Source organism: Dactylosporangium sp. CA-092794 (genome assembly GCF_050948465.1).
Classification (GTDB): domain Bacteria; phylum Actinomycetota; class Actinomycetes; order Mycobacteriales; family Micromonosporaceae; genus Dactylosporangium.
Map to the genome: position 1 here is coordinate 9,404,551 of NZ_CP192044.1, position 18,121 is coordinate 9,422,671.

The following is an 18,121-nucleotide window of genomic DNA, read 5'->3' on the forward strand; positions in this document are numbered from 1 at the left end:
GACCGGGAGCCGGTTCGGTTCAGCGGCCTCCCCGGGCGGCCGTGAACCCGCACGGACCGGTCCTCGTCTCTGGGTGGACGACCCAAGCCACGTGGGAGGCGTACATGCAACCCGGCACGAACCGCACCGACAACCCCGACAACGGCCTGGACGACCTGATGAGGATGGCGCAGTCGGTGCGCGACAACCTCGTCGCCGCCCAGGCGAGCATGGCCGAGACCGAGGTGACCGGAGCGGCGCCGGGCGTCGCGATCACCATGACCGCCCTCGGCGAGTTCCGGTCGGTGTCCATCGACCCGGCCCTGGCCGACCCGCAGGCGATCGAGGTGCTGGAGGGGCGCGTGCTGGGCGCACTGCGCGACGCCGCCGCCGGCATCCGCGCCCTCGCCGAGGACCGGTTCGGTGCGATGCAGGAGGGTCTGTACAGCTGATGAACCTCCCCAGCTTCGTGTCCCGGATCAGGATCAGCCGCCGGGCCAGGATCGCGGCCGCCACGGCCGTGGTGTGCTTCGCGGGGGCCTACGGCGTGACGGTGGTGATGGGCATCGGCCGGGCCGGGACCAACCCGCTGGCCGGGGTGCCCGTCCCCGCCGACCAGCTGGTCACCGTCAACGACGCGGCGAAGTCGTGCCCGGCACTGACCGGGCCGCGCGTCGCCGGGCAGGTCATGGAGGCGTCGGGCTTCGCACCGTCGGCCGGCACCCACCGCGGCGGGCAGGGCGTCGCCGGGCTCACCGACGGCGAGTGGAAGGTCTGGGCGCCGTGGACCGGCGCGCCCCGCGACGACGCGAAGGCCGGCATCGTCGGGCTCGCCCACTACATGTGCGACCTGGTCGGGCAGGTGCGGGTGGCCGGCGTGCCGGGCGAGCCGTGGCGGCTCGGCCTGGCCGCCTTCTACTCCGGCGTCACCGCGGTGCAGGCGGCCGGCGGCGTGCCCGACGCGGCCAAGTCCTACGTGGACAAGGTCGAGGGCTACGCCGCCTGGTACGCCCTGCAGCCGCAGTTCGGCGGCAGCGGCGCGACCGAGTCCCCCACCCCGCAGCAGCAGGAACAGGCCGCGCCGCCGTCGGCGTCGGCGAGCCCGTCACCGTCGCCGTCACCGTCGGCCTCGCCGTCGTCGCCGCCGTCCGCCGCCGCCCTGGCGGCATCGCCGCCCGCGCCACGCAAGACCGCGTCGCCCCCGGCAATGCCCAGCGGTAAGGCCGTGGTCAGCGCCCAGAGCGGCAAGTGCCTGAGTTCGACCTCCGCCACCGACGGCACCGCGCTGGTGATCTGGAGCTGCGACGGCTCGATACCGCAGCAGTGGTCGTTCGAGGGCGACGGCACGGTCCGCTCGGTGCGCCTGTGCATGGACCTGCCCTCCGCCTCCACCACGGACGGCACGCCGATCCAGGTCGCGAAGTGCAGCGGCAACCTGGCCCAGCAGTTCCGGCTGCGCGGCGACGGCACCATCTACAGCCCGTACGCCAACAAGTGCCTCGACGTGTGGGACAACCGCCAGGATGACGGCACCCCCCTGATCCTGTGGCCCTGCAAGGACCCGGCCGTGGAGGACAACTCGAACCAGCGCTGGTCGGTTCGCTGAGCCCGGCAACGCGAGGGGCCCGTCCGCGCCGGACGGGCCCCTCGCTTCGTGTGCTCAGCCGCCGTACACCTCGAACTCCGACAATTGCGCGCCCGGCCAGCCGGTGTTGGCCGTGAACAGCACCAGCAGGAACCGCGCGCCGGCCGCCTCGACGCCCACCGTGGCGGTGTTGCCGGTAGCCGGGTCGAAGGCGACCCGCTGCGAGCCGGCGACGTTGGCGTAGTCGACCCCGTCCCGGCTGGCCATGATCGACACCGTCTGCGTGCGCGGGCCCCAGGCCGGCGACGGCGGCAGTTTCAGCACCACCCGCCGCACGTCCCGGGGTGCGCCCAGGTCGACGGTGAAGACCTGCGGGAAGGCGTGGTTGGCGCTCTCCCAATAGGTGGCCGGGTCGCCGTCGACCGCGTTGCGCGCCTGGTAGTCCTGCACGACGCTGGTCGCGGTCACCGCCGCGCCCCGGGCCAGATTCCCCGTGGGCCCCGGGGCCTTGGTGGACGGGCCGACGGTAGCCGGTGCGGATGTGGCCGGGCGGGTCGGCGGGGCGGTCGTCGCACTGGTCGTCGCCGGGGCCCGGGTGGTCGGCGCGGGGGCCGGGGCGGTCGCCGCGTCGTCGGGGAGCACCGCATCGGGCCAGGCGGCGCAGCCCTCCCAGGCGGTGTCCCAGCCGGAGTTGCCGGAGCCGGCGCGGGCGAACGTGCCGCTGCCGGCCGGATACGGGCAGTCGTAGACGCCGGCCCGGCCCACGCCGTCGGCGTGCACGCCGGTGAAGGTCCCCGAGCCCTTCGCCTCGACCTGCAGCACGACGGTGCCGACGCCCTGCACGGTCGCCCCGTCCACGGTCAGGCCGTTGACCGGCAGGCCCAGGCCACCGCCCGAGACGACCTCGAAGGCGCTGTACGGGCTCGCGATGATCCGGGTGCCGGTGACCTTGATCCGCACGCCGTCGATCGCGGAGTCGTAGGAGTCGAACCGGATCGCGCCCATCGGGTGGTTCCAGTTGGGGTTCATCGCGCCCGCCCGGATCAGCACGTTGTCGGCCAGGTCGATGGTCCCGGCCAGCGGGGTGAAGCCCTGCCCGGCGATGAACTGCTGGTTGGACACGGCGATGCCGCTGCCCAGGCCGTTGGTGTCGGCGACGACGTTCTTCGACAGCGCGATGTCGGTGCCGCCGTAGATCGCGATGCCGTTGGCCAGGTTGGGCTGCACGACGGTGTTGTTGGCGAACGTGTCGTTCTTGTTCTCCGCGTGCAGCGACCACATCGCGAGCCCGTCGTCGCCGGTGTTGCGCACGTAGGTGTCGCGCACCACCGAGCCGGTGACCGTGCCGTTGAAGTTGATGCCGTCCGCGGTGGTGTCCAGGATGCGGTTGCCCTCGATGGTGAGGCCGGTGTTGTTCGGCCCCATCAGCCACAGGCCGACCTTCAGGTGCTGCATCCAGATGTTCGACACCACGGACCCGTTGCCGAGGCTGCCGTTGACGAAGTTGTCCGGCGAGCCGTCGTCGCGGGTGGTGACGTCGCCGAAGACGGCGAAGTCGTAGAGCTTGATCGGGCCGGTCGACGCCTGGTTGTCGATGATGCGCTTGCCGTGGATCACCGAGTACCACGGCCCCGCGCCGCGCACGGTCACCTTGTCGATGGTGAGCGGGCCGTTGACCGCGTAGTCGCCCGGCGGGATCCACACCTGCCCGCCGCGCGCGGACGCGTCCGCGATGGCCTTGTTGAACGCGGCGGTGGAGTCCGCGGCGCCGGTCCGGTCGGCGCCGGCGTCGACGACCGACACCGCGTCGGCGGGCGCGGCGGCCGGGTCGGCGACGTCCTCGAAGTCGGCGAGATCGACGGTGTACGGCAGGCTGCCGGCCTGCGCGGTGAGCCGGACCTTGTCGCCGGGCCCGGCGCGGCGGCCCAGCAGCGTGCGCACGTCGTCGAAGAGGTGGTGGGTCTTGGAGCCGCCGATGTTGGGCGTGTCCAGATAGGTGTACCGCGCGGTGAGGTCGAGCCGGGCGTCGACCGGCTGCCCGTTCAGCGACACCGACAGCGCCCCCGAGCCGCCCCGCGGCACGTTGTAGCGGACGTCGACCGCGTTCGCCGCCTTGGTGAGCGTGAACTCGACGTACTGCCCCGCCGCGGTCAGCCGCACCGCCCGGCGCCCGGTGGCCTCCGACTCGAGCGCGCCCTGCGCGTAGCCCGGGCCGATCACCGTGCCGTCGGTCGCCGCGTCCTCGGCCTCGTACTCGACGAACGGCACGCCGGCGCCGACGCCCTGTGGCACGTCGAACGGCGAGGTCGCCCCCGCGTCGGCCGGCCCCGCCAGCCGGGCGACGACCCAGATCGCGATGGTGGCGACGACCCCCGCCGCGGCCACCACCGCCACGATGCGGGGCCAGCGGTCCGGGCGCGGCATCCGCACCCGTCCGGCCCCGGTCCGCAGCAACCTCATCGGTTCCACCGAGCCTCCTCCTGTGTCCGGCCACAGCCGCGCTGTGTCCGCCCAAGCGGACGAGCGCGGCCGGGCCGCGGTTCACGGAGGAGTCAGCCGCCTACAACGATCTTGTCCACGTCGGGGGCCCGGCCGGACGGGTTGTCGAACCGGATCGTGACCCGCCCGGCCGGGAAGGTCAGCGTCATCCGGGCCGTCCGCGGAGCCGTCCAGCCGGCGCCGGCGAGGGTGAGCGACGTCGACGAGCCGCCGGAGACGCTGACGCGCAGGCTCCGCGCGGTGTCGGTCTCGTAGGTGACGGTCAGTGGCCAGCTGCCGGCGGCGGGCACGTCCACGTACACCAGCAGGTACTTGCCGGCGTTGTCGTAGTCGCCGATGTACTGCACCTTCTTGCCGCCGTCGCACGGCACGCAGTCCTGCACGCCGGCGCCGTACCAGTAGTTGGCGGGGTCCTCGGCCTGCACCGGGATCGGCGCGAACGCGGCGGCCGGCTTCGGCGCCGCCGGGACCGCGGCCGTGGTCGAACCGGTGCCGCCGACCGGGCCGGCGTTGGTGCCGGTCCGGCCGGGCGCGGCCGGCGGCGCTGCGCCCTCCGCCGGGCCGGTGCGGGTCTGGCCCGCGGCGGCGACGCTCGCGGCCTGCGCCGGCGGCCCGGCCGGCGACGCGCCCGCGGCCGCGTCGGTGGCGCTCGCGACGGCGCCCGGCGCCGCCGGGGGCGGCGCGTTCACGACCGGGCCGGTGCCGGCGGGGTCCGCGCTCTGCCCCGCCCCGGCGTCCGGTGCGCCGGTGTGGACGCCCAGCTGCACGCCGCACAGCGTCGCGGGGACCGCGACCGCCACGACGACCACCGCCTGCAGCGCGCGGGCCGTCCGGCGCCGCCCCGGCGGGGCGGCCTCCTCGTCGTCGGGTGCGTCCTGCGCGTCGCCGGCCGCGAACGGCCGCAGCCGCGACCACCGCCGCCGGCCGACATAGCCGTCGCCTCGCGTCATGCGCATCGCCGCCGCTCCCGCCCGTGTGGCGATGGGGAGTCCCCGAGCTTACGCGGGCGGGCACCGCGGCGCCTCACGCCGGCGACCACCGGTCCAGCGGCATCCCGGACGGCCGCTTCGACCGGCGCCACCGCCCGTCGTCGTAGTGGTACTCGTGCTCGACGGCCACCGCGCGGTAGGACACCGAGGGCAGCAGGTGCTCCACGCCGTCGGCGAGCAGCTGCGGCAGGGCGGTGTGCACCGCCGGGAACCCGCTCAGCGCGGCCCGCGTCGCCGCGACGTCGATCGCCCGCTGCCGCTCCACCCGCACCTCCAGCAGGCGGTGCCCGGTCACCGGCTGCGGCCGGGCGCCGTGCAGCCGTTGCCAGGCGCCGAGGCCGTCCGGGGCGTCCTCGGCGACCAGGAGGTACTGCCCCACCGACTGACGCATCCGCCCGTTCGGCCAGCGCTCGACGTCGTTCGGCAGCCCCGGGACGCCGTGCGCCGCGCCCAGGCTGCGGATCGCGGCCGGGGCGTCGTTGAACCAGCGCTCGGCCGACAGCCGCCCGCCCCGGCCGACCCGGTAGCCGGTCCGGAGGTGGCACCGGTCCAGCCAGCCCGCCGGCAGCAGGTAGGCGTCGGGCTCGCGCAGCGCCCCGACCACGGACCGCGGCGGGACCACGTCGGAGGCCGCGACGTCCACGGCCACGCCCTCGGGGACGTGCAGCCGCAGGACGTGCTCGGCGGCGGTCCGGGCGGCCAGCCGCTCGCCGTCGAGATGGGCGATGAGGAAGAGGTACGGCGTGGGAATGCCTTCGGCGGCGGCGCGCCCCGGGTCGCCGGCGCACTCGACGAACAGCTCGCACGCCTCCTGGTTGACCTGCGGCTGCGCGACCAGCCACGCCAGCCCGTGCGGCGCGCCCTTGCGCCCGGCCGGCGCCATCCGCGGGCCGTCGATGAACCGCGACAGCCCGGCCGGCGGCGGCACCACCCCGACCTCGGGGGGCGCCGCGCTCACCGCCCGCGCCTGCGGCTCCCACTCCGGTTCGAGATCCTCGTCCGGGTCGTCGTCCGGGTCGTCGTCCGGCCCGTCCCAGCTTTCGTTCTCGTCCTCGGCCTCGTCCTCGGGCTCCAAGTCTTCGATTTCGGTTTCGACGTCGACTTCGATTTCGGCCGGATCGTCGGGTTCGGCCGGCGGGTCCGCGACGACATCCGCGCGCCGCGCCGGACCGGGCTCCCCGGCGCTGCTGCGCGACGCCGGCCCCTCCGGCACGGCAACCGCCTCGACCGGCCGCTCGACGGGCCGGTCGACAAGCCGCTCGACCGGCTGGTCGACCGGCTGGTCATCGGGCCCGAGCGGGCGCAGGATGACGGTGCAGCCGAGCTCGCCGGCCAGGTGTTCGGCGTGCCGGCGGGCGCCCGCGAGGCGCTCCGGGGCGACCTCGGACACCACGACGACCTCGTCGCCGCGCCAGCCGGCCCGGTGCAGCAGCTCCGCGAGCTGCCGGTCGCCGGCGGCCAGGAGCGAGCCGTCGCGGTAGCGCAGCGCGAGCCGCCCGTCGGCGAGCACCGCGAGGGCGGCCCGGAACACGCCGTCCCTGCGGTGGTCGGGCCGCGCCGCCGGCTCCGGCTCGCCCGCGGGCGGCTCGCTGACCAGTGGTACGCCGGGACGGCTCGTGGTCCACACCCCGCCCGCCGGGACCAGCCGCCCGTCGACGTCGGACTCGAACCGGCCGGCCGGGCCGTCGCCGTGCGGCTCCCAGCGCCCGGGCCCGCCGTCGGGGCCGACCGCGGCGAGGTCGCGGCAGCCCGGCAGCGGCTCGGCCCGGCCGCCCTCGGCCGGCGCCCAGACGCACGCGCCCGTCGTCTCGGCCAGCTCCGTCAGGTTTCGCCGGAGCCGCTGGCGCTCCCGGGCTCTGACGGGCCAGTCGAGCCAGAGCCGGACGGTAGCGCCGTAGAGCGGCAGCGCGGCGAGGCTGGCCGCCAGCGCCCGGCCGTCGCACAGGTTGGCCCCGCCGCCGTAGTCACCCACGATGAAGTCCCCGGCGCGCGTGCCGACGGCGACCGTGGCCAGCCCCGGGTGCCCGGGGCGCAGCTCGGCGGCGGCGGCCCGGCGCCGGACGAAGTCGGGCCGGGTCGCGAACGAGAAGCCGCCGCCGGGCACCGGCAGCAGCACCGCCCCGGCCCGGGCCAGGACCATGCCGCCGGCCAGCTCGAACCACGTCGGCGCGGCGGCCGGTGTCCCGGTCGGCGGGACGACGATCCAGTCCACCGGAAAGCCGGTCGTGGGGTCGACGGGCGTGAGTTCCACGCCCCCGTCGCCGGCCCCGCCCAGCAGGGCTGGCACCGGCCGCAGCTCGCTGCCGGGCGGCGCCGCCAGCACGTCCAGGCCGAGCTCGGCCGCGAGGGCCTCGAGGGCCGGCCGGTTGTGCTCGCCCACGGCCACCGGGACGCGCACGTCCACCCGGTCGTCGCCGGTGCCGGCCCGCACCAGCGCGGCCAGCTCGGCGACGCCGAGGGAGCGTTGCGGGTCACCGGGCGCGGCGAAACCGCCGTCGGGGGCCACCACCACGGCCAGGTCGAACAGTCCGGGCACCTGGCGGGTGCGCACCGCATGCGGGCCAGAGCGCGCCGGACGGGCCGCGCCCGCGCCGCGCTCGTCGTTCCAGCGAATCCCTACGTCCACCGCCACATCACATAAACGGACGCGCGGGGCACGCGGTTCGCGCATCCGGTGTCCAGCGACATATTTCGAAACCATTACGGCGGATGTCCCCGCCGTAATGGTTTCGGTGACCCCGCCGGCCATCGAGAACCGATCTGGCCGGACGTCCGCATCACTTGTACTATTTGCCAATCGCCAAGGAGATCAAGGGCGGTCAAGATGCACCAGGTGCACCGCCTCACCTCCCCCGACCCGGGACTGCGATTGTGACCGAGCCTGCGAGCAGCGCCACCGAGGAGCCGATCCCCGACGAGGTGTTCCAGCGGCTGTATGACCAGCACGGGACGGCCATCCTCAACCACCTGGTGCGGCTCACCCACGGCGACTGGCACCGCGCCGAGGACATCCTGCAGGAGACGCTGGTCCGCGCGTGGCGCCACCCCGAGGCGCGCTCGGCCAACGGCGAGTGGAGCCGGGCCTGGCTGCTCACGGTGGCCCGGCGGATCGCGATCGACCACGTGCGGGCGAGCATGAGCCGGCCGAGCGAGCTGGGCGACGACCGGCTGGACGAGCGCCGGTCGGTGGACGACGGCGTGGACCGGCTCGTGGACAAGACGGAGGTGCGGATGGCCCTCGCGGACCTGCCCGACCGCCTCCGCGACGTGCTGATCGAGGTGTACTACCGCGACCTGTCCGGCGCGGAGGCGGCCGAGTCGCTCGGCGTGCCCGTCGGCACCGTCAAGTCGCGCACGTACTATGCCCTGCGCGCGCTGCGCGAGGCGCTGATAGAGCGCGGATACCTGGAGGGCGAGGAACCGCCCGCCGGCACCCCGTAGCGCCGCTCAGGCCAGCTACTCGACCTTCACCGTGACGAGGACCGCGCCGTCCTGGCGGGCGACGGAGAAGAACGCGACGTTGGCCGCGGCCAGCGGCAGGTCGCCCTGGTAGTCGTAGAGCTGGCGGTCGGCGACCCACTGCGCCACCATCCGGGTCTGTCCCTGCTTGGTGGCCGCGATGAGCTGATACCCGCTACCCTGGGTCAGCCCGCGGATTCGCGCGGTGACCTTCGAGTGGTCGTCGCCGTCGCTGACCACCGTCACGGACATCCGCACGCCGGTCGCGGCGTTGGCCTCGGTGCCGTCCAGGGTGATCGCGACCGGCCCGCTGACCCGCAGCAGCAGCCCGATGCCCAGGCCGGCGAGCAGCGCGACGACGATCGTGCCGGCCAGCACGACCCCGAAGCGGCTCAGCAGTCGCCGCCGCGGGCGCGGCTTCCCGGCGGGCCCGTTCTTCCCCGCCGGCCGGGTCTTCCTCGCCGGCGCCCGTTCGGCCGGGCGCGGCGGGCGGTCGGCCGGGGTGGCGGTCGCCGGGGCGGCGTCGGCCGGGGCGGCGGGGCGTGGTCGCGGGGCGGCGAGGTCCTCGACGTCGCCGAGCTCCAGCATCTGCATGAAGGGCAGGACCTGGCGAAGCTGCGCGCACTCCCGCCGGCACGGCTCGCACCCGGCGAGATGCTCGTCGACCGCGCGCCGCTCGTCGGGCGGCAACGCGTCCAGAACGTACAGCCCAAGCTGGACCTGCACGTGCTGGTCGGCGGTGCCCGGTGTCGTCATGCCAGACTTCCTCGGCCGTCGTTTTCCTCGGGTGTGGGGCCCGTTCACCAGAAGACGTGTGCGCGACCCTTCCGGTTCAACGATCCGGACCGGTCCCTGTCACTCTACGGTGCAAGTGCACACTTCGCGATGCGCACTTCGGTGGATCCACCCTGTACCGGGCGTCACCGGCGCCGGGCCGGGCGCCGCCGCCGGCGCAGCGCCAGCAGGGCGAGCACCGCCACGCCGAGCAGCGCGATCGGCACCGCCCAGCCGGCGGAGATCCGCCCGCCCCGCGCCGCGCCGGCGGTGGGCAGGCCGGCGACCGCCGCCACGGGATCGATGATGCCGCCGTCCTCCGGGTCGCCGGCGGCCCGCTCCGAGGTGTCCTGGATGTGCCGGGCGGCGTCCGCCGCCGACATGCCCGGCGCGGCGGAGCGCACGAGGGCGGCGAGCCCGGCGGCGAAGGGCACGGCGAAGTCGGTGCCGCTGCCGGCGATCCAGCCGGAGCCCCCGGCACCGATCGTCACGATGCCGTCCCCCGGTGCGAGGACGTCCACCGTGCCGGCCGGGTAGTCCCGGGCCGGGTGGTCGTCGGCGGCGACCGCGCCCACCCGCAGCACCCCCGGCCCCCCGCCGCCGCCCCACGCTCCGACCACGACCAGGACGTCCGCGGCCACGGCGGCGCTGATCCCGGCGGCGACCGGCGGGGCCGACAGGTCCGCCGGCACGCCCAGCATGACCACCCGCGCGCCGGCGGCGACCGCGGCGGACAGGGCCGCGGCGACCTGCTCCGGCGGCGCGGACCCGCCGACCACGTCGACGGTGACCGGCACGATCGTGGCCTCGGGGGCGATCCCGATCAGGTTGCTGCCGGGCACGCGCTGCGCGGCGACGATGCCGGCCAGCGCCGTGCCGTGCCCGGCGCACGCCTGCCCGGCGCCGGTGCCGACGGTGGTGCCGGGGGCGACCCGGCCGGCCAGCGCGGGCGCCGCCGGGTCGACGCCGGTGTCGACGACCGCGACCTTGACGCCCGCGCCGCGGGTGGCGTTCCAGGCCCGGTCGGGCGCCAGCCGCAGCCGCGGCCACGGGATGTCGGCGGCGGCCTCGGCGGGCAGGGCCGCGCAGGTGGACGCGGCCGGCAGGCGGGCCGCGTCACCGACCGGCCCGGGACTCGTCGCGGCGCCGCGGGCCGGCATCGGCCCGAGCACGACGCCCGGCCCGACGGCGTCCCACGGCAGCACCAGCAGCCAGCCCGGGTGCAGCGTGCCGGCGTCGGTGAGCCGGCCGCCGTCGGGCTGCTCGCGGTCCTGGTTGAGCTGGAGGATCTCGCCGGCCCGGGCGGGCGTGCCGAGCAGCCGCTCGGCGATGTCGTCGAGCCGCTCCGGGCGGCCCTGGTAGGACGGGCGCACCTCGTAGAACTTGAACGCCGCGACGGGCGTGGCCGCCGGAGACGGGCCGGGCGACGGGGCGGCGAGCGCGGGCGCGGCGGCCGCGGCGAACGCCACGGCGAGGACGGCGGCCAGCACCGCGCGCGCCGGGGTCCGCGATCGCCCACCCGCGAGCGTCCTCACGCCGGCCCACCGCCCGGTGGTGCGCCGCTGCCCCGGCCGTGCCGCCGCAGCGGCCCACCGAGGTCGATGGTGTCGTGCATCACGATCCCGGCCGGCGGGACGGCCGCATCGTCCCCGGCGGGGCCGCGCACCGAGCGGATCCGGCGGAGGAACAGCATCGCGCACACGACGCCGACGACCGCCGCGACGCCCGCCAGCAGGACCGCGCCCCCGGGCCGGTGCTCGGCAGCGGCGGTGGGCGCGGGCAAGGGCGAGTCGGGCAGCGGGCCGACGACGACGCCGGGGCCCACGGCGTCCCACGGCAGGACGACGATCCACCCGGCGCGCAGCGCGTCGGGGTCGGTGATGACGGCACCGTCGGGCTGGCGGCGACCGGCGTTGAGCCGCAGCAGCTCCTCGGCCCGCGCCGGCGTGCCGAGCAGCCGGTCGGAGAGCTCCGGCAGCGCCGCACCGGGCTCACCGACGACGTAGTACTTCACCGTGCTCCCGTCCTGCGCCGACACCGGCGCGGCGGGAAGCAGCAACGCCGCGCACACGGCGAGCAGCGCCACCGCGATGGAAGCCGGACGCACCGACCGGCGAACCATGACCCTGACCATAGCGACCCCCTTCCGCGGGGAGACGTCCCGCCCCCGGATGCCGTTCACAGTGAACCGACCGGCCTGCGTGGTCGTCCTACGGGTACGCGCCGCCGCCGAGGAGCGTCCCCGAGAAGATGTGAGGAGTGACCGTGACCGTTCAGGACCGCGCCACCGTGCAACCGCCCGAGCGCGCCCACCGGTGGCCGCCGAGATCGGCCGGGCGCGGGCGGGACCGGACGGGGCCGGTCGTCTACTCCGTCGCGATCGTCGACGACCAGCCGATCAGCCGGGCCGGGACCGAGCGGCTGGTGGGCGAGCAGCCGCACTTCGACGTCGTCGCCTCGGTCGCCGGCGCCGCCGAGTTCGACGCCGCCTGCCCGCCCGGGGGCTGCGACGTGGTGATCCTGGCCCTGCCCTCGCCCGGCGGCCCCGCGTACGGCCCGGTCGTGGCCGGCTTCGCCAAGCTCGCCCGCACGGTCGTCGCATCGACGTGGGACCGGCCGATGGCCCTGGCCGAGACCTTCCGGGCCGGCGCCCGCGGCTGCCTGACCCGCCAGTGCGAGCAGCAGGAGCTGCTGACCGCCCTGCGCATCGCGGCCACCGGTGGGCTCTACGTCTGCGCCCCGCTGGTCGACCAGCTGCACGCGGAGCTGGGCCGCATCCCCCGGGACGAGGCGATCGGGCTGGCGCCCCGGGAGATCGAGACGATCCGCTGGATCGCGCTGGGCTTCACCCAGGCGCAGATCGCGACCCGGATGGGGCTGTCGCAGGCGACGGTGAACACCTACGCCAAGCGCATCCGCAGCAAGCTGCAGGTCAGCTCCAAGGCCGAGCTGACCCGGATCGCCATGCGGCTGGGCTACCTGACCGACGAGCCCGTGGTGTAGCGGCGGATGGCTGTCATCGGCATTCCCCGCAAGGCGGCCGTCCTGGTCCTGGCCGCCGGCCTGCTCCTCGCGCTCGCGCTGCGGCCCGCACCGGCCGCGGCCGAACCGACGCCGCTGCCCAGCGGCACGGTGAAGTTCTACGTCGTACAGACCTCGGTCGGCGGGCAGCCGGAGTACCTGTTCGCCATCGCGACCCGGCTGCTGGGCGACGGGCGCCGCGCCGGGGAGATCTTCGAGCTGAACAAGGGCCGCCGCCAGCCGGACGGCGCCGCGCTGGTCGACCCGGCGGTGCTGCACGCGGGCTGGATCCTGCGGCTGCCCGACGACGCGAAGGGCGACGGCGTGCTGCTCGGGCCGCTGCCCTCGGCCGACGCCGCATCGACCCCGGCGGCCGGCGGGACCCCGCCGGCCCGTCCGGCGGAGTCCGGCGCGGCCGCGGCCGTGCGGGCGATCTCCCTCGCCGGCGTCGTGGGCCTGATGCTCGCCGCCATCGTGGCGCTGCGCCGGGGCCGGCGGATCAGGCTGCGGCGCCGGCCCCGGCGGCCGCCCAACCGGACCCCGGTGCGCGCCGCCGCCGGCCCGGCCGGCCCCAAGCCGGTCGGCGCCGACCGGCCGGCGCGGGAGGAGCCCGCGCAGCCGGCGCGGGAGGACCTGATCCAGCCGGTGCGGGAGGAGCCCGCGCGCGAGCTCGTACCGATCCCCGTCCCGGCCCCGGCACTGGCAGCGGCACCGGTCGCGCGGCCGACGCCGGCCGGCACACTGGTCGACGACCGGCCGGCCGGTTTCAACCCCGACGACCAGATCGTGGACGTCGTGGTGGCGACCCGCTCCGGCGCCGACCGGGCGACCGTGCGGCTGGCCGGAGCGCGGGCGCCGGGCACCGAGCCGGCGTGGGTGTGGCTGGCCGCCGATGCGGCGCTGCCGGCCTGTCCGACGTCCGTCCCGGTGGGCACGGGCGAGGCGGGAACGCTGTGCGTGGACCTGGCCCGGGCGCCCGACGTGCTGACCGTCACCGGCGACGCGGGGGCGGGGCGCCGCCTCGCCGCCGACCTGGCCGGTCAGCTCGCCGGGCGCGGCGTGCGGGTGGCCGCCGTCGGGCCGGTCCTCGGCGCGCCGGTGGCCGGCGCGGAGGCACTGGGCTCGCTCGCCGAGGCGGAGGCGGCCGTCGAGGCCGAGGCGGACCCGGCCGGGCCGGCGTGGGTCGTGTTCTGCCCGCCCGGTGAGGACCCGGCCCTGGTGCTGCGGCTCTCGGCGCGCCACGCGCCACGCACCGTCGTGGTGTTCGTGGGGCATGCCCGCTCCTCCCGGTGGTCGTTCGAGGCGCAGCCGGCACGATGACGGGCCGGCGGACGAAACAGCGTCCGCCGGCCCGCGGCCGTCACTGCGAGCCGTAGCCGATCATCACTGCGAGACGTACCTGATGCGCCGGCGCCGGGCGACGAGCACGAGCGTCGTGCCGGCGCCGAGCAGCAGCACCCCGACGGCGACCGCGACGCCGATCCGGTCGCCCGTGACCGGCAGTTCGCCGCCGCCCGCGGGCGGCGGCACCGGGCTCGCCGAGCCACCCGGCGGGCGCTCGGCGACGGTGAAGGCCCGCTGCGCGGTGTCCGCGGTCACCGGCGAACGGGTCCGGAAGTAGTTCACCAGCACCGTGAGGTCGTTGTCGCCGGTGGCGAACCGGTCGGTGCCCTGGCCGAGCGCGGTGAAGTTGTCGCCGCCGGCGGCCAGGAACGAGTTGGTGGTCACCCGGTACTTGCCGGTCGGGCTGAGCACCTGCCCGTTGAGCGTGATGCCGCCGGCCGGGACGCGCTCGCCGGGCGGGCCGGCGGGGTCGTAGACGTAGCTGAACCCCTTCGAGACGCCCAGGTGCAGGAACGGCCTCGAGGCGCCGGCCGGCTGCCACTGCTCCTCCAGCGCGGTCTTGATCTGCGCGCCGGTCAGCGTCTGGGTGATGATGTCGTTGGCGAACGGCTGCACCGTGGCCGCCTCGGCGTAGGTGATGACGCCGCCGTCGGCGCCCTTGAGGAAGTCGGCGCGCAGGCCGCCCGGGTTCATGAGGGCGATCTGGGCGCCGCCGCGGTTGGCGTCCCTGGTCTGGTCGAGCTGGACGTCGGCGATGAAGTTGCCCATCACCGACTCGCCGCCCCGGTTGTCGCTGTTGTCGGGGTTGTAGGCCCGCTTGATGTCGGCGGTGATCGTGCCGATCTTTTCCTTGCCTACCTCGTCGGCCTGCCGCTTCGCGTCGGCGACCAGCGCCGCGACCGCCGGGTCGGTGGGCTGGCCCACGGCGGGCATCAGCTTGCCGGTGACGCCGGTGACCGCGCCGCCGGTCACGGTGACGGTGATCCGGTCCAGCGCCGAGCCGTAGCTGCCGGTCTGCAGCACCGGCCGGTCGTGGCCGAGCCCGGGCACCGGGTACGAGCAGCTGTACGCCATGTGGGTGTGCCCGGACACGATGGCGTCGATGCCGGCGTTGGCGCCGCGGACGATCTTGCCGAAGACGGTCGCCGGGTCGGCGACCGCGGCGCAGGCCGCGGCGTCGCTGCCGGACGCGTCCGCGCCCTCGTGCACCAGGAGCACGACGAGGTCGGCCGCGCCGCTGTCGTGCAGCCGCTTCGCGACCCGGTTGGCCTCGGCGACCGGGTCGCGGAACTCGAGTCCGGCGATGCCGGTCGGGGTCACCAGGCTCGCGGTCTGCTGGGTCACGACGCCGACGAACCCGACGTCGATCCCGCCGACGTGGGCGATGTACGACTCGGGCAGCGCGGGTGCGCCGCCGCGGTACACGTTCGCGCCGAGGTAGGGGAAGCCGGCCAGGCCGTCGACGCGGCCGGTGAGGTCGGCGAAGCCGCGGTCGAACTCGTGGTTGCCGACCGCGGACACGGTCAGGCCGATCGCGTTGAGGAACTCGATGGTGGGCTTGTCCTGCTGCACCGCCGAGACGAACGGCGACGCGCCGATGTTGTCGCCGGCCGACACGACGAGCGTGTCGGGGTTGGCCTGGCGCACCGCCGCGATCATGCCGGCCAGCTGGGCCGCGCCGCCGATCGGCTTGCCGTCGGGGTCGTTGCCCGGGGACTCCAGGCGGCCGTGGAAGTCGTTGATGCCGAGGATCTCGATCGTGCCGGTCGTGGGTGCGGCGCCGGCCGGCGTGACGCCGACGACCGATGTGCACAGGACGGCGCCGGCCACGAGCGCCGCTGCGCCCGCACGTTGCCAATTCATGCAGTCTCCGGGGTGCTGGTTGTCGATGATTCGGGGGGTACCTTCAGCGCCGCGCGACCCACGCCTCCGCGTGCCCGCCCGCGCCGACCGCGCGCAGCAGCCGGATCGCGTGGGCCGGATCGTCGACGGTGAGGAAGTGGTAGTCGCTCTGGCAGCGGTGCTCGGTGACCCGCAGCTCCAGGGCCTCGCCGGCGTCGGCGAGGGTGTGCAGCACCTCGGCGTCGGGCACCCGGATGCGCACCTGGGCGCGGCGCCGGTCGCTGCTGGAGACCAGCAACGCGGCCCGCCACATCGTGCGGGCCGCGGCCAGCCGGTCGTCCTGCCGGTTGCGCGCGGTGACCCGGGCCGCCGCGACCGCCCAGCGCTCGCGCAGCCAGCCGGTGAGGACGCTGAGCTCCGCGGCCGGGACGAGCACCTCGAAGCGCACCCGGTTCTCCCGGTCGGGACGGCGGGCCCGGCTGACCACCCGCGCCGACGGGCAACGCTGCCCGATGTACCGCGCGGCGCGCACGGCCAGCGCCGGATAGTAGGTGGCGACGAGGCTCACCAGGTCGCCGCGGTCGTACCACGGCACCGCGCGCAGCAGGCGGGTGACCGTGGCCGTCTCGACCTCGGGGAGCCGGTCGAAGGGGACGGAGGCCGCGATGGCGTCGAGCAGCTGCCGGTGCTGGATCGCGCCGCGGTGGACCTGCGGCGGCCGGGCGGCGGGGCGGTTGCCGGGGTGGTCGGACATGTGCGTTCTCCACATCTGGTGCTCGGTCCGCCGGGGTGGGCCCGCCCTCACAAGGCCGGAGGTCGGGTGCCGCGTGCGCACACCCGGCCCGCCCTGCGACGGCGGGCCCGCCCCGCCGGCCTTACCGGGTGACGATCAGGGCATCGCCCACGGACCGCTCGACCTGCTGGCCCTGGGCGTTGGTGTCGGACGGCGAGCTGACCAGCTTGCCGTTGACCACCGTGGCCGACGACCCGCCGCCGTCGAGGTTGATCGCCTCGACCGCGCCGAGCGACCGCATGACGTTCGCCAGCTCCTCGATGGTCAGGCCCTGGCTGAGCTTCTCCTGGCGGCCGTCGGCCTGCACGATGAGCAGCCGCCCGCGGGAGTCCACGCCGACGCCGGTGCGCGGGTTGTCGCGCACGAACCAGCCGTAGCCGTAGGACGCGCCGAGCGCGGAGTTGGGCAGGCCGAGCGCCGGGCTCTCGTGCAGCAGGCCGTCCTGCTCCGGGTCGACCGCGAGCCGGCCGCCGGAGAGCAGCTGCGGGCCGCCGTTGACCACGTAGTCGCCGTGTCCGAAGTGGACGGTGCGGCCACGGCTGTCCACAGTGGTCGTGGTGAGGTCCATCGTGGATCCGACGACCGCGTTGGCCGACAGCCAGGCGGCCGCGGTTCCGGTGGCCTGCACGAGGCTGTCGCCCGCGGGCACCGCCTCGCCGGTGCGCGGCCGGACGGCGATGACCTTGCCGCGGCCGTCCACGAGCGCCTCGACGCCCGCGCCGGTGGGCGCGGCCGTGCCGTACCGCGGCGTGAGCACGACCAGCTCGTCGGTGTCCTTGCAGGTGAAGTCCATCGCCGGGCGCTGCGTCGGGGTGTCGCCGCCGACGCCGCCGCAGTTGCGGATGAGGCCGGCCGGCCGGTTGAGCCCGTCGACGGTGTACGACGGCCCGGGCCGCCCGCCGCGGTCGAACCGGATGGTGTAGCGGCTGGAGAGCTTCTCGACCCGGGTGTCGCGGCCGTTGTCGCCGAGGACCAGGGCGACCCGGCCGTTCGTCGCCGCCGTCACCGGCTTGCCGTCGAGCACGGTCAGGCCGGCCGGCACGCCCGGCGTGCCGTCGGCGGTGCTGATGGTGAAGAAGCCGCCGTTGGTGGCGAAGACGGCGTTCTCCTTGCCGGCGATGGCGGTGGTGGTCTCCTGCCCGGAGACGGCGTCACCGACCGAGGTCTTGACCTTGCCGTGGAAGGCGTGGAAGTCGACGGTCAGCACCCGCACCACCCACGGGCCGGTGCTGTCCGGGCGGCCGTCCTGGCCGGTGTGCACGGCGAAGACCTTGAACCCGGCCTTGGCCAGCGCCGCGTAGAGCGGGTCGGCGGCCGTGGGCTTGCTGTCGAACCGGCCGATCCGCAGCGTGTAGCCGATCAGCCCGCCCGGGTAGCCGATGAGCGGCTTGACGTAGTCGACCGGCTCCACGCGCGGCTGCCAGCCGCGCTCGGCGAGCAGCGGCGCGACGGTGGGGGCCGCCGAGATCTGCGCCGCCATCTCCTGCGCCTTGTCCAGCGTGCCGAGCGCGCCCGCGTCGGCGTCCGGGTCGGGGTCGGGCGGTACCTCGCCCAGCGGCATGTTGACCGCGATCGTCCAGAACTGGGTGGCCGGGTCGGGCCGGCCGCGGGTGATCGTGGTCAGCGTGAGGCCGGGGGCGACCTGGGTGACGGTGCGCTGCTCGGGCAGGTCGCGGGGGCCGAGCGGCAGCGCCGCCGGGCTCGGGCCGCCGGGCTCGCGCCCGTGCGCCTCCGCCGGTGCGCCGGCGGACACCAGCGCGAGCGTGGCCAGCGCCGCGGCGGGCGCGAGCAGCCATCGGGGACGGGATCGCATCGGTGGTTCCTTCCTCGAAATTG

At 75.9% G+C, this 18,121-nt stretch carries 14 protein-coding genes; 5 read left to right on the top strand and 9 right to left on the bottom strand.

Going from position 1 to position 18,121, the window contains the following annotated elements; all coding sequences use genetic code 11:
• Positions 1 to 104 precede the first annotated feature (104 nt).
• Together ACQPXD_RS40140 and ACQPXD_RS40145 are read left to right on the top strand one after the other, a co-directional pair.
• Positions 105 to 431 (top strand): YbaB/EbfC family nucleoid-associated protein, encoded by a 327-nt coding sequence (locus ACQPXD_RS40140; RefSeq protein ID WP_432827564.1) that lies wholly within the window; start codon positions 105 to 107, stop codon positions 429 to 431.
• The gene (locus ACQPXD_RS40145) at positions 431 to 1,585 is read left to right on the top strand and encodes a ricin-type beta-trefoil lectin domain protein (protein ID WP_432827566.1); all 1,155 of its coding nucleotides are present in this window, start codon (positions 431 to 433) and stop codon (positions 1,583 to 1,585) included. The genes ACQPXD_RS40140 and ACQPXD_RS40145 overlap by 1 nt, the downstream gene beginning before the upstream one ends.
• Positions 1,586 to 1,639: 54 nt before the next feature.
• Here the strand turns inward: ACQPXD_RS40145 and ACQPXD_RS40150 are convergent, their stop codons facing one another.
• From ACQPXD_RS40150 to ACQPXD_RS40160, 3 genes are all read right to left on the bottom strand, one after another.
• Positions 1,640 to 4,024, bottom strand: a complete 2,385-nt coding sequence (locus ACQPXD_RS40150) for a discoidin domain-containing protein (protein WP_432827568.1) — start codon at positions 4,022 to 4,024, stop codon at positions 1,640 to 1,642.
• Between the two features lie 92 nt (positions 4,025 to 4,116).
• Complete coding sequence (locus ACQPXD_RS40155) at positions 4,117 to 5,019, bottom strand: hypothetical protein (RefSeq protein WP_432827570.1); 903 nt, start codon at positions 5,017 to 5,019, stop codon at positions 4,117 to 4,119.
• Positions 5,020 to 5,086: 67 nt separating this feature from the next.
• Positions 5,087 to 7,678, bottom strand: a complete 2,592-nt coding sequence (locus ACQPXD_RS40160; protein WP_432827572.1) for a hypothetical protein — start codon at positions 7,676 to 7,678, stop codon at positions 5,087 to 5,089.
• 245 nt (positions 7,679 to 7,923) lie between these two features.
• Here ACQPXD_RS40160 and ACQPXD_RS40165 point away from each other — a divergent pair, with 245 nt between their 5' ends.
• Positions 7,924 to 8,493: a sigma-70 family RNA polymerase sigma factor gene (locus ACQPXD_RS40165; protein ID WP_432827574.1), complete on the top strand. Its 570-nt coding sequence runs from the start codon at positions 7,924 to 7,926 to the stop codon at positions 8,491 to 8,493.
• 15 nt (positions 8,494 to 8,508) lie between these two features.
• Here ACQPXD_RS40165 and ACQPXD_RS40170 read toward each other — a convergent pair whose 3' ends face one another.
• The 3 genes from ACQPXD_RS40170 to ACQPXD_RS40180 form a co-directional block, all read right to left on the bottom strand.
• Positions 8,509 to 9,267 carry a zf-HC2 domain-containing protein gene (locus ACQPXD_RS40170; RefSeq protein ID WP_432827576.1) on the bottom strand — a complete coding sequence of 253 codons (759 nt, stop codon included), beginning with the start codon at positions 9,265 to 9,267 and terminating at the stop codon, positions 8,509 to 8,511.
• 164 nt (positions 9,268 to 9,431) lie between these two features.
• Positions 9,432 to 10,820 carry a S8 family serine peptidase gene (locus ACQPXD_RS40175; RefSeq protein WP_432827578.1) on the bottom strand — a complete coding sequence of 463 codons (1,389 nt, stop codon included), beginning with the start codon at positions 10,818 to 10,820 and terminating at the stop codon, positions 9,432 to 9,434.
• Positions 10,817 to 11,407, bottom strand: coding sequence for a hypothetical protein (locus ACQPXD_RS40180; RefSeq protein ID WP_432827580.1), 591 nt, complete (start codon positions 11,405 to 11,407; stop codon positions 10,817 to 10,819). Before ACQPXD_RS40180 ends, ACQPXD_RS40175 begins: the two co-directional genes overlap by 4 nt.
• Positions 11,408 to 11,550: 143 nt before the next feature.
• Between ACQPXD_RS40180 and ACQPXD_RS40185 the strand changes: the two genes are divergently transcribed.
• Positions 11,551 to 12,288, top strand: a complete 738-nt coding sequence (locus ACQPXD_RS40185) for a LuxR C-terminal-related transcriptional regulator (RefSeq protein WP_432827582.1) — start codon at positions 11,551 to 11,553, stop codon at positions 12,286 to 12,288.
• 6 nt (positions 12,289 to 12,294) lie between these two features.
• Positions 12,295 to 13,626 carry a hypothetical protein gene (locus ACQPXD_RS40190; RefSeq protein ID WP_432827584.1) on the top strand — a complete coding sequence of 444 codons (1,332 nt, stop codon included), beginning with the start codon at positions 12,295 to 12,297 and terminating at the stop codon, positions 13,624 to 13,626.
• A gap of 63 nt (positions 13,627 to 13,689) precedes the next feature.
• Here the strand turns inward: ACQPXD_RS40190 and ACQPXD_RS40195 are convergent, their stop codons facing one another.
• The 3 genes from ACQPXD_RS40195 to ACQPXD_RS40205 all read right to left on the bottom strand — a co-directional run bounded on the left by ACQPXD_RS40195 (position 13,690) and on the right by ACQPXD_RS40205 (position 18,098).
• Positions 13,690 to 15,513: a bifunctional metallophosphatase/5'-nucleotidase gene (locus ACQPXD_RS40195; protein ID WP_432827586.1), complete on the bottom strand. Its 1,824-nt coding sequence runs from the start codon at positions 15,511 to 15,513 to the stop codon at positions 13,690 to 13,692.
• 43 nt (positions 15,514 to 15,556) lie between these two features.
• Positions 15,557 to 16,246: a hypothetical protein gene (locus ACQPXD_RS40200; protein WP_432827588.1), complete on the bottom strand. Its 690-nt coding sequence runs from the start codon at positions 16,244 to 16,246 to the stop codon at positions 15,557 to 15,559.
• Positions 16,247 to 16,367: 121 nt separating this feature from the next.
• On the bottom strand, positions 16,368 to 18,098 hold the full coding sequence (locus ACQPXD_RS40205) for a phosphodiester glycosidase family protein (RefSeq protein ID WP_432827590.1): 1,731 nt from the start codon (positions 18,096 to 18,098) through the stop codon (positions 16,368 to 16,370).
• Between the last annotated feature and the right edge of the window lie 23 nt (positions 18,099 to 18,121).